The following is a 12298-nucleotide window of genomic DNA, read 5'->3' on the forward strand; positions in this document are numbered from 1 at the left end:
ATCCACTGTCCGCGGAACATATGGGTGTGAATGAGAAGTTTCCGTCTTTGCAAAATTGTTATATTGTCACGTTTGAAATAGCGAAAATATACAATTTTGTAGTATTTTTTTGTGAATACACAGTGAGAAAAATGCATAACTCATTGTTTATCAATGATTTTTATATATTGGCATGATCCTTGTTAATAAAAGCCACAAAGAGCGATATCAAGGGTGAGGTACCCTGCCGTCCGACTTACGTTGGAAAATCCATATTTACCTGCCTGAAGGAGCATTGAAATGAGTGGATATCAGACACGTCAGAACGCCATAGCCGCAGTGACAAATTATACCCCTACTGTGGAGCCGTTGAATTTTTCCGAGACCTCGCCGACTGAGGTTTTCGGGTCCAACGTGTTCGGTGACAAGGTTATGAAGAACATGTTGCCCAAGGACATTTACAAGTCCTTGATGGCCACTAAAGAATCCGGTGAGGAAATGGACCCGGCCATTGCCGGACCGATCGCCGCAGCCATGAAGGAATGGGCCATTTCCAAGGGGGCGACCCATTACACCCACGTTTTTTATCCGTTGACCGGCTTGACTGCTGAAAAGCATGACGGATTCCTGTCTCCTGACGGCAATGGTGGGGCCATCGCCGAATTTGACGCCAAGCTGCTCATTCAGGGTGAGCCTGATGCGTCTTCTTTCCCTTCCGGTGGATTGCGTGCCACGTTCGAAGCCCGCGGGTATACTGCATGGGACGTGACCAACCCTGCCTACATTCTGGAGAATCCCAACGGCACGTTCCTGTGTATTCCCACAGCGTTCATTTCATGGAAGGGCCATGCGCTTGACAAAAAGACGCCGCTGTTGCGGGCCAATCAGGCCATTGACAAAGCCGGTCGTCGTTTCCTCGGGCTGTTTGGCAACGATGACGGTGAAATGGTCGTGTCCAACGCGGGTCCCGAGCAGGAATATTTCCTCCTTGATCGCAACTTCTATTTTGCCCGTCCTGATCTGATGGTGTGTGGCCGGACGTTGTTCGGTGCAAAGCCCGCCAAGGGACAGGAAATGGACGATCACTATTTTGGTGCCATTCCCCGCCGGGTGCTCGCCTTCATGCTCGAAGCGGAGCGTGAATTGTACAAGCTCGGTGTGCCGGTCAAGACCCGTCACAACGAAGTGGCTCCCGGTCAGTTCGAGATCGCTCCGGTTTTTGAACAGGCCAACCTCGCCACTGACCATAACCAGATGATCATGACCACCTTGAAAGGTGTCGCCAAGCGGTACGGCATGGCCTGTCTGTTGCACGAAAAACCGTTTGCCGGAATCAATGGGTCAGGCAAGCATCTCAACTATTCCCTGTCCACGGCCAAACAGGGGTCCCTGTACTCCCCGGGTGCCACTCCGCACGAGAACATGCAGTTCCTCGCCATTGTCGCCGCCACGATCCGGGCTGTCGAAAAGTACGGAAAGCTGTTGCGTGCCACGGTTGCCTCGGCTGGTAACGACCATCGTCTGGGGGCCAACGAAGCACCACCGGCCATTATTTCCATCTTTCTCGGTGGCGAACTTGCCGAGATCTTCAACCAGATCGAAATGGGTGATCTCAAGGGCACCAAGGCCAAGGGCAAATTGCGTGTCGGTGTTGACACCTTGCCGCCGCTGCCCATGGATTCCGGTGATCGTAACCGGACCTCGCCGTTCGCTTTTACCGGCAACCGGTTCGAGTTCCGGGCCGTTGGTTCCAATCAGTCCATTGCCGGGTCGCAGGTCGCATTGAACACCATCATGTCTGAGTCGTTGGATTTCGTGTGCGATGAGATCGAAAAGATTACCAAGGGCGATTTCAAAAAGTTGAATGCCGCTTGTCAGAAAGTCATCAAGGCGATCATGAAAAAGCATGGTCATGTGATTTTCAACGGTGACGGCTATGCGGATGCGTGGCAGAAAGAGGCCGAAAAACGCGGGTTGCCCAATCTCAAGGCCACTGTTGATGCCCTGCCCAGTCTGATCGACGAGGATGTCGTGAAGGTGTTCAGTGACTATGGCGTCTTGTCCAAGGATGAGATGTATTCCCGGCACGAAATCTTTTTCGAGCAGTACAATCACCATGTTCACACCGAGTCCGCGCTGGTCGTCAAGATCGCCAAGACCATCATCCTTCCCGCAGCCATTCGCTATCAGGGAGAATTGGCCGGAACCGCTGCCAGTCTCAAGGCCGCCGGTATTGAGCCGACCCTGGGGACACTGACTGAGCTGACCGACAAGTTGCGCAAATTGCAGAAAACCACTGATGTTTTGGAAGAGCTGATGGCACAGAATTCTTTCAAATCCGTGGTTGAAGAAGCTCGGTTCAAGAACGACAAGATTCTGCCTGCCATGCTTGAAGTTCGTGAAGTTGCCGATGATCTCGAAGGCATGGTCGCCGACGATCTCTGGGCACTCCCCAGCTATCAAGAAATGCTTTTTATTAAGTAGTCCGAACTCAAAGCCAAAAAAAAGAGAGTCCTGCGCGTGCGCTGGACTCTCTTTTTTTTGGCTTTGAGTTCGGAGGGGCGGCTTGCGATAGCGGCGCATCTGCACATTTTTCGGGTGCGGGTTCATCCTCACCGTAGCTGGGCTACGCCTCCGGTGAACCCGCACCCGAGAAAATGCACATCTGCACCACTCTCCCAAGCCTTGAGCCGTCGGGGAAGGAGAGCCGTTGTTGGGGGGCAATGCCCCCCAAGGCACTCCATTTTTTGGGGTCGGGTGCGGTGCACCCTTTTGAGGGAGAGGGGCGGGTGCTGTGCACCCTCTTTGAGGAGAGTTGCGGGTGCGATGCACCCTTTTGAGGGAAAGGTGTGGTGTCTTTTTTGGGGGAGAGGTGAGTGTTGGGTCGCCTTGTTGGGAGTAGAAAAAGATCAGGTCGGCTGGTGGCTGACCTGATCGTGTGGGTGGTGGACGTCGTTTTGGGTGATTAGCTGCGTTCCCACTGGCCGGTTTCTGCGCTTTTGAAAAGTGCGTCGATGACGTGCATGGAATCAAAGGCGTCCATGAGGGTGGCTGGTGGATTCGTGTCATCCAGAATGGCCCGGGCAAAGGCGTCGCCTTGCAGGGTGTACTGGTCGCAGGGGGCCAGTTCGATAGGGGTTGTGGTTTCGCCATCCTGCTGGAGCAGGATCGTACACGGTTCGTCCGGCGGAGCATTGAACGGGATCAGTATCTCGATGCGGCCCGTGGTGCCCAGGATGTTGACCCGTTGATAGGGGGCCATTTGGGTCGAGCAGGTAAAGGTCGAAATCCGGCCATTGAAATCCAACATGCCGGAAAAGACCCGGTCCGTGCCGAAATTTGGGTCTTGATTCATGAAGCTCATGACGCGACGGGGTTGCGCATTGAAGATGAACCGGGACAGGGCCACGGGATAGCAGCCGATGTCCATGAGACCGCCTCCGCCGAGGTCCGCTTTGTTACGGATGTTGTCCGGATCTGCATTGAAATAGGAAAAAAAGGATTGGATCGTCACCAGATCGCCGATCGCTCCTGTATCCACCAGTCGTTTGGCTTCTACCCATTGCGGATGGAACCGGAACATGAATCCCTCCATGACCTTGACGTCCGGTGAAAGGACTGTGGCGTTGATGAGCCGATTGACCTCGCCGCTGGTCAATCCCATAGGCTTTTCACACAGGACATGTTTGCCCTTGTCCATGGCCTTGAGCGTCCATTTGACATGCAGGTGGTTCGGCAGGGGAATGTATACGGCGTCAATCTGTTTGTCGGCCAGCAGCCTTTCATAGCTTCCATATGCCTTGGTAATGCCCAACTCATCAGCCACGGCCTGTGCGTTTTTACTCGATCGGGACGCGATGGCCGTGACCTCTGTCCATTTCCCTTTTTGCATGGCTGGAATGACCTTGGTGCGGGCGATCTTGGCGGTGGACAAAATACCGAAACGTATTTTTTTCATGAAATCCTCTTTGCTGTTGGTGCAGTGACGGATGTCTTTCCTACCGTGTTCATGGGCTGATTCGCAAGCGGAACCGTCGTCTTTCCGGTCAGAAGCCGAGAGCGATTTATTTGTGCGAGAGCCCGTGGAAGATTGTGACGATATATTGACAAAGTGACGATTCCATGATTCGGTTTAGACCGTTCTGCAAACGTTTGCGACGATGAAAGGAAAACGCGGTCGTGACGTTGGAATTCGGATTTTCAGCAGCGTTGTTTGAGACTCTTTTTGTGCAGGAATCACAATGACCTTCGAAGATACTCCGCATAGACGATTGAATCAATTGACGGGTGAATGGGTGTTGGTGTCGCCCCATCGGACCAAGCGTCCCTGGCAGGGGCAGCAGGAAGCGCCTGATATGACGATGCTGCCCGAATACGATGCCGATTGTTATCTGTGTCCCGGCAATGTCCGGGCTGGTGGTGCGGTCAATCCGTCCTACACGGATACCTTCGTCTTTACCAATGACTTTGCCGCGCTTTTGCCTGATGCTGGTGATGATGCGCCGACTCATTTCCCGAAAGATTCCCTGTTGGTGGCCGAACCGGAAACCGGTCTCTGTCGGGTGCTCTGTTATTCCCCCAGACATGATTTGACCCTGGCTCGACTCGGGACCGGCACGGCCCGGAAGGTCGTTGACCTGTGGTGCGAGGAGTTCCAGACGCTGGGCGCGCGGGATGATATCGGCTATGTCCAGATTTTCGAGAATCGTGGATCGGTCATGGGGTGTTCCAATCCGCATCCGCACGGACAGATATGGGCCACCCGCACCGTGCCCATGTATCCGGCCACGGAAGGGACTCGGCAGGCGGCCTTTGCCAGGAAACACGATTCCTGTCTGCTCTGCGACTATCTGGCTGTCGAGCGGGAGCGGGGCGAGCGTATCCTTTTTGAGAATGACGCGTTTGTGGTGTTGGTGCCGTTTTGGGCGACATGGCCGTTCGAGACCATGATTGTGCCGAAGCATCATATGTCGAATATTCTGGAGATGGATACGGACTGTCGCGATGCTCTGGCAGACGCCATGGTTCGGTTGAATATCCGGTACGACAATCTGTTCCAGACTTCCTTTCCTTATTCCATGGGAATTCATCAGGCCCCGACCGATGGGGCGGATCATGCACCGTGGCATTTCCATATCCATTATTATCCGCCGCTGCTGCGGTCCCGGTCAGTCAAAAAATTCATGGTGGGATATGAAATGATGGCCATGCCGCAACGGGATTTGACCGCCGAATCCGCGGCCAAGCGGCTTCGGGACCAGTCGGAACAGCATTATTTGGAGACGCGGTAATGGACTCCATCGCTTCTTTCATTCGGAACTTGGATGTTGGATCACTGGATGCGACGCTGTCCGAACTGTATGGAAGTGCCGGCCTTTCCATTCAGCGGCAACGGTATCACAACCTGCTGTTGCGATTGGAAAAATGGAGTGGGTGTCGTCGAGCCGTTCTTGTGACCGCTCCGGGACGAACCGAACTTGGCGGCAATCATACGGACCACAATAACGGGGTGGTTCTGGCTGCCGGGGTGCATCTGGACTGTCTGGCCGCAGCCTGTTTCGGAGACGGGCCGACCATTCGGATTCGGTCCGAAGGTTTTTCCGGGTGCATTGAGGTTGAAAGTACCGATTTCGCTGTACACGATGATGAACAGGGCACATCCACCGCATTGGTGCGTGGCGTGGTGGCCGGATTCGTGGCACGCGGGTGGACCGTGGGTGGGGTTGACGCTTGCGTGTCCGGCGATGTGCCTCTGGGAGCGGGGTTGAGTTCGTCTGCCGCGTTTGAGGTGTGCGTGGGGCAAGTCATCAATCAATTGTATTGCGACGGGGCGGTGACCCCGTTGGAGCTGGCTCAGATCGGTCGGGAGGCCGAAAATATCCATTTTGGCAAGCCGTGCGGGTTCATGGACCAGTTGGCGTGTGCGTCTCACGGTATTTTATCCATTGATTTCATGACCCCGGAAACCCCGAAGGTCGAGAGCATTGATTGTGATTTTGGTGCGAACGGGTATCAGTTGGTGGTCGTTGACACTGGCGGCAGTCATGCCGATTTGACCCCGGAATATGCCGCGATTCCCGATGAGATGCACCGCGCTTCGCGGGTGTTTGGTCAGGATGTGGCCCGAGGACTGACTGTCCAGCAGGTGCTGGACAACGTGTCGGCCATTCGAAAGGAAGCCGGAGACAGGGCCGTGCTTCGGCTCATCCATTTCATCGAAGAGAACGAACGGGCGCAGCAGCAGGCGGACGCGTTGCGCGTTGGTGACATGGACGGTTTTCTCGCACTGGTCAAACAATCAGGCGATTCATCATGGCGGTTGCTTCAGAACTGTATCAGCACCACGAATGCGCTTGAGCAGGGGATTCCTCTGGCCCTGACCATGACCGAACGGTTTCTTGGCGGTGCGGGGGCATGGCGTGTTCAGGGGGGCGGATTTGCCGGAACTATTCAGGCGTATATCCCCAATGAATTGGTGCCCTCATATACTGAATTCATGGACGAGGTTTTTAAACGCGGGTCTGTGGTGCCGCTGTCTATACGAAAGCCGGGATTTGATTGTGTGCGATTGAACGGACCGGGTGGCGGGGGCGGTGTATGAGTTCTTTGACGATCAAGGATCTCGCCAAAAAACTCAATGTGTCACCGTCCACGGTGTCTCGTGCCCTGCGCAATCATCCCGATATCAGTCAAGCCACACAACGCAAAGTGGCAGCGGCTGCCGAAAAATACAACTATCATCCCAACCAGCTCGCCCAATCCTTGCAAAAGAAGCGGAGCAACACCATCGGCGTGATTGTTCCTGAAATTCGTCATCATTTTTTCTCCAACGTCATCAGTGGAATAGAAGAGATTGCCTATGAAAATGGGTATATCATCATGGTCTGCCAGAGCAATGAGACCTTGGCTCGAGAACGGATGAATACGCAGGCTTTGGTGGCCAATCAGGTGGCGGGATTGCTGATCGCCATCTCGTCGGAAACCACGGCATACGATCATCTTGAAAGCGTTCTCAATCAGAAGGTCCCGTTGGTCCAGTTCGACCGGGTGGTGGAATCGTTGAAGACGAGCAAGGTGGTCGTGGATGACTACCACGCCGCGTATGGCGCGGTGGAGCACCTGATCGAGTCCGGATATCGCCGTATCGGTCATTTGGCCGGGCAGGATGGTATCGCCTTGAACCAACATCGTTTCGAGGGGTATCGAGATGCCTTGCAGGATCATGGACTCCAGGTGGAAGAACAATTTCATGTGCATGGTGGCTATCGGGAAGAGGACGGCAGGGCCGGAGCCGAGACGTTTTTGGCCATGGATGTCATGCCCGAAGCTATTTTGGCCATCAATGATCCGGTGGCCGTGGGACTGTTTACCCGATTCAAGGAAGCCGGGGTCCGTATTCCCGAAGACGTGGCGTTGGTGGGTTTTTCCGATACCCCGGCAGCCGCGTTGATCGAGCCTGCGTTGACAACCGTGTACCAACCCGCCTTTGAAATGGGCCGGATGGCGGTGTCGTTGCTGCTCAAGCAATTCGAGGCCGGGCCGGATTTTATCCCCGAGACCGTGACGCTGGAGACAAAATTATTGGTTCGGGGATCGTCAGCGGCCAGGAGGGTGTCATGACCCTTTCCCGAACACGGTGGGGCGTGCTTGACGATGGAACACCGGTGGATCTGTTCACCTTGACGAATACGCGGGGAATGGAGGTGTCCATTGCCACGTATGGCGGAATCGTCACCCGGTTGACCGCACCGGATCGGGCCGGGAATCTGGCGGATGTGGTCCTTGGTTTTGATGCGTTGGATGCGTATGTCGAGGACCGTTTGTTTTTTGGTCGTTTGGTTGGTCGGGTCGCCAATCGGATCGGGCATGGATGTTTTCCCCTGAATGGTCAGTCCGTGGAATTGGAGAAAAATTGCGGCTGTCACCATCTGCACGGCGGGGAGCATGGATTTCATACCCAGGTCTGGGATGCGATGCCCGTGTCCACCGACGATGGTCCCGGTCTGGAGCTGCGGTACGTCAGCCCGGATGGAGAACAGGGGTATCCCGGCACGGTGGAGTGCGCTGTTCGGTATGTGCTGTCAGAGACCGGTTTGCGGTTGGATTTTTCGGCGGAAACCGATGCACCCACGGTCGTGAATATGACGCACCATGGATATTTCAACCTGTCCGGTCAGCCGGGGACCGACTGTTTGTCCCACCGGCTTCGGATGTGGTCTAACCGGGTGTTGGCGTTGGATGCGGACCAGATTCCCACGGGACGGCTCTTGGACGTGGCCGGGACACCGTTGGATTTCACGCGTGAAGTCGAGCTGGGCAGTCGGTTTCCCGAACAGGGATACGATCAATATTATGTGCTTGACCAGACCGGATCGGCGATGCGGCAGGCCGCCAGCGTGTATGAGCCGGTGTCTGGCAGGGGCATGGAGGTGTGGACGACCGCTCCGGGGGTGCAGGTGTATTCCGGCAATCATATTCCCGAGTCGTTGAAGGGCAAGGATGGCGCGCGGTATGGCGTGCATTCCGGGGTCTGTTTCGAAGCGCAGGGATTTGTGGATGCGCCCAATCACACGGATTTCCCGTCCGTGGTTCTTGAACCGGGGCAGACGTTTTTTCAGACAATAGAGTTCAGGTTTTTCGTGAAATAGCTTATTGCATCAGGAAACGTAAAGAGACGGCAAATATGGCAAACGTTGAGTTGAAGAAAGTGGTCAAGCGGTATGGTGATGTGGAAGTCGTTCACGGTGTCGATCTTGATATCAAGGATAACGAATTCATTGTGCTCGTCGGCCCTTCCGGGTGCGGCAAATCCACGGTCCTGCGCATGGTCGCCGGGCTGGAAGCGATTTCCGGGGGCGAGGTCATTATCGGTGATCGCGTGGTAAATCAGGTGTCGCCCAAGGACCGGAACGTGTCCATGGTTTTTCAGAATTACGCCTTGTATCCGCATATGTCCGTGCGGGAGAACATGGGATTTTCGTTGAAGATGCGTAAATTGTCCAAGGCAGACATCGAAGCCAAGGTGGACGAGGCCGCACAGATTCTCGAACTTGGACCATATCTTGACCGCAAGCCTTCGGAATTGTCCGGTGGGCAGCGGCAGCGGGTGGCCATGGGACGGGCCATGGTCCGCAAGCCGGATGTCTTCTTATTTGATGAACCGCTTTCCAACCTTGATGCCCAGCTCAGGACGCAGATGCGCATGGAGCTTCGAAAGATGCACCTGCGCATGGCGACCACCACAATCTATGTCACGCACGATCAGATAGAGGCCATGACCCTGGCGGACCGTATCGTGATTCTGAAAGATGGTGAGATTCAGCAGATCGGCACGCCCATTGAAGTTTTCGAGGAACCGGCCAACGTGTTCGTGGCGCAGTTCATCGGGAATCCGCCCATGAATATCCTGTCGGGCACCTTTCGTGTTGCGGATGGCAAACGGCAGGTGGTGGTCGGCAATTCAATTTTCCCTGTGATCGATGGCAAAGCCGAATCTCTACAAGATGGTGCGCCTGTGTTGGTCGGTCTTCGGCCCGATTCCATCAAGATGGGCGACAAGATCGAGACATTCCCCAAGGAATGGCTGTGCCATGGCGAGGTCGTGGTTTCAGAGATTCTCGGTGGACAGTCGCATCTGGAAATCGTCATTGACGGTGAAAATGAACTGCTTGCTGAAGTGGAAGGCCGAGTGGTGGCCCATCCCGGCGAGATCGTGCCCATTGGTTTCGAGTTTGATAGAATGGTCCTTTTCGATCCGGAAACAACCAACGCGCTTCGTTAGGGTTGCATCTGCGAAGTGGTTGTTTTGAATAGTTAATTGATTGGTTCAGGATATTCCGAAAACCTTAGGAGGTAGTATGAAGGGTTTTGCAAAGTTGCTGCTGGTTTTTGCCGCAGTCCTGCTGCTTGGTGCTCCGCAGGTCTCGCAGGCAGATGAACTGGCTGGCGATCTGGAGATTTTCTCCTGGTGGGCTGGCGATGAAGGCCCGGCCTTGGCCGCGCTGATCGACATTTATAAAAACCAGCATCCCAATGTGAACGTGATCAACGCCACGGTCACCGGCGGTTCCGGCGTCAATGCCAAAGCCGTGCTCAAGACGCGGATGCTCGGTGGTGAGCCGCCGGATTCCTTCCAGGTCCACGCCGGTCAGGAACTGATCGGAACCTGGGTCCAGGCTGATCGTATGGAAGACCTGACTCCGCTGTTCAAGGAACAGGGCTGGATGGACGTGTTCCCTGAAGGCGTTATCAAGCTCATCGGAACCGACAAGGGCATCTGGTCCGTGCCGGTCAACATCCATCGCTCCAACGTGATGTGGTATGTGCCTGCAAATCTGAAGAAATGGGGCATTGAGCCGCCCAAGACCTGGGATGATTTCTTTGCCGCTGCTGATACGCTGAAGGCCGCGGGTGTTATCCCGTTGTCTCTGGCCCAGAACTGGACCGCGAACCATCTGTGGGAATCCGTTGCCCTGGCAGCTCTTGGTGCCGACAACTGGAACGCCTTGTGGTCCGGCAAGTTGGCCTTTGATTCTCCCGAAGGCGTCAAGGCATGGGAATTGTTCGGCCGTGTGCTTGAATACACCAATGCCGATGCCTCCTCCCTGTCCTGGCAGCAGGCGACAGACATGGTCATTGATGGCCGTGCCGCATTCAACATCATGGGTGACTGGGCCGCAGGCTATATGTCCACCACCAAGAAGTTGGCTCCCGGAACCGGATATGGCTGGATCGCTTCCCCTGCAACGGGTGGACAGTTCATGTTCCTGGCCGACTCCTTTGGTCTGCCCAAAGGCTCCCCACATCGTGATAACGCCATCGCATGGCTCAAGGTGCTGGGTTCCAAGGAAGGGAGTGATACCTTCAACCCGCTCAAGGGCTCCATCTCAGCCCGGACCGATTCCGATCTGAGCAAGTACAACAAATACCTCCAGTCCGCTGCTGCCGATTTCAGCCAGGACCAGGTGGTTGGTTCCCTGGCACACGGTGTGGCCGCCAATGAAACCTTCATGGGTGGATTCGCCTCTGTCATGGAAATGTTCCTCAAGTCAAAGAATGCAACTGCCGCAGCCAAGGCCTGTCAGCAACTCGCCGATAAAGCCGGTATGTAGTGAATGAATGGGATCATGATGTGCCGGACGCTGTTCGGCGTTCGGCACATCATCCCTTTTTTGGATATTTTTACGTATTTGAGTGAAGTATGCGCGAAGCGTCATTGGATAGATTGAAAGCGTTTTTGACGTTGCTCCCGTCGATGATCCTTGTCGGGGTCTTTGTGTACGGGTTTATTGGCAACACCATTTGGACCTCGATGACGGACTGGGGCGGCTCCGGCGCCCTTGCTCTCGAACCGGAAAAGAATTTTATCGGATTGGCCAACTACGTGGATCTGTTTACCGGGTTTCTCGGAGGAGGATTTCGTCAGGATTTGGTCAATGCCGTGTACTATTCCGTCATGCTTTTGGTGGGCGCGGTGGGACTTGGAATGTTCATCGCCATTCTGCTTGACCAGAAACCCAAGGGCGAGGACCTGTTACGGACCATTTTTCTGTACCCCATGTCCCTGTCGTTCATCGTGTCCGGCACGATCTGGCGGTGGTTGCTGGCTCCGCAGGGGGGCGTCAATGTCCTGCCGACCTATGTCGGTCTGGAACCATTGACCTTCAGTTGGTTGTCCAGTCAGGCGTCCATTCTCGTTTTCAATTGGCAGGACATCCTTCGAATCCTGTTGTATCTGGTCTCCTTCGTGCTGATTCTGATCGGTCTTTTTGCCATGCGGAAAGACACGGGCAAAGCCATGAAACGGTGGCTTGTCCCTGGAATCGTCATTGGTGCGTGTGTTTGGCTGTTCGGAAGTCTGATTCCCGATGCCTACATGATGGAAGAGGAACACGGATTCAACATGGCCACGCTGGGGATCATCATGGCCACTATCTGGCAATATTCAGGCTATACCATGGCCTTGTATCTGGCCGGGTTCAACGGCATTTCGCAGGATCTGCGGGATGCAGCCATGCTCGATGGCGCATCGGAAGTCGGATATTATCGATACATTGCCATCCCCATGCTGAAACCCATCACCATTTCCGCAGTGATTATTTTGTCGCACATTTCGCTCAAGATGTTTGACCTTGTCTTTGCCATGACCGGCCCGGACAATGCGGAAACCGGTCATCCTGCCCTGAATATGTATTTGACCACGTTCCGCGCCAATGATTTTGCGCAGGGCGCGGCCATTGCCATCGTGCTTTTCCTGGTTGCGGCCATGTTCATCGTGCCCTACCTGGTCAGTCAATATCGCCAGAGAGGGAGACGCTAA

General features: G+C 54.8%; 9 protein-coding genes. 8 read left to right on the forward strand and 1 reads right to left on the reverse strand.

Annotated features, from left to right (window positions below):
• The first annotated feature begins 279 nt into the window (after window positions 1-279).
• The gene (locus GO013_RS14825) at window positions 280-2463 is read left to right on the forward strand and encodes a glutamine synthetase III (RefSeq protein ID WP_163812468.1); all 2184 of its coding nucleotides are present in this window, start codon (window positions 280-282) and stop codon (window positions 2461-2463) included.
• 481 nt (window positions 2464-2944) lie between these two features.
• Here the strand turns inward: GO013_RS14825 and GO013_RS14830 are convergent, their stop codons facing one another.
• Entirely contained in the window at window positions 2945-3937 is a 993-nt protein-coding gene (locus GO013_RS14830) for a Gfo/Idh/MocA family oxidoreductase (RefSeq protein WP_163812470.1), read from the reverse strand.
• Between the two features lie 283 nt (window positions 3938-4220).
• Between GO013_RS14830 and GO013_RS14835 the strand changes: the two genes are divergently transcribed.
• The 7 genes from GO013_RS14835 (at window position 4221) to GO013_RS14865 (ending at window position 12298) form a co-directional block, all read left to right on the forward strand.
• Window positions 4221-5270 (forward strand): UDP-glucose--hexose-1-phosphate uridylyltransferase, encoded by a 1050-nt coding sequence (locus tag GO013_RS14835; protein WP_163812472.1) that lies wholly within the window; start codon window positions 4221-4223, stop codon window positions 5268-5270.
• The gene (locus GO013_RS14840) at window positions 5270-6580 is read left to right on the forward strand and encodes a galactokinase family protein (protein ID WP_163812474.1); all 1311 of its coding nucleotides are present in this window, start codon (window positions 5270-5272) and stop codon (window positions 6578-6580) included. The genes GO013_RS14835 and GO013_RS14840 overlap by 1 nt, the downstream gene beginning before the upstream one ends.
• Entirely contained in the window at window positions 6577-7599 is a 1023-nt protein-coding gene (locus tag GO013_RS14845) for a LacI family DNA-binding transcriptional regulator (RefSeq protein ID WP_163812475.1), read from the forward strand. The genes GO013_RS14840 and GO013_RS14845 overlap by 4 nt, the downstream gene beginning before the upstream one ends.
• Window positions 7596-8627, forward strand: coding sequence for an aldose epimerase family protein (locus tag GO013_RS14850; RefSeq protein ID WP_163812477.1), 1032 nt, complete (start codon window positions 7596-7598; stop codon window positions 8625-8627). The genes GO013_RS14845 and GO013_RS14850 overlap by 4 nt, the downstream gene beginning before the upstream one ends.
• A gap of 35 nt (window positions 8628-8662) precedes the next feature.
• On the forward strand, window positions 8663-9760 hold the full coding sequence (gene ugpC, locus GO013_RS14855; protein WP_163812479.1) for a sn-glycerol-3-phosphate ABC transporter ATP-binding protein UgpC: 1098 nt from the start codon (window positions 8663-8665) through the stop codon (window positions 9758-9760).
• Window positions 9761-9836: 76 nt separating this feature from the next.
• Complete coding sequence (locus GO013_RS14860; RefSeq protein ID WP_163812481.1) at window positions 9837-11090, forward strand: extracellular solute-binding protein; 1254 nt, start codon at window positions 9837-9839, stop codon at window positions 11088-11090.
• 89 nt (window positions 11091-11179) lie between these two features.
• Window positions 11180-12298, forward strand: a complete 1119-nt coding sequence (locus tag GO013_RS14865; protein ID WP_163812483.1) for a sugar ABC transporter permease — start codon at window positions 11180-11182, stop codon at window positions 12296-12298.

The sequence above is a fragment of the Pseudodesulfovibrio sp. JC047 genome (assembly GCF_010468615.1).
In the GTDB taxonomy this organism is placed as follows: Bacteria; Desulfobacterota; Desulfovibrionia; order Desulfovibrionales; family Desulfovibrionaceae; genus Pseudodesulfovibrio.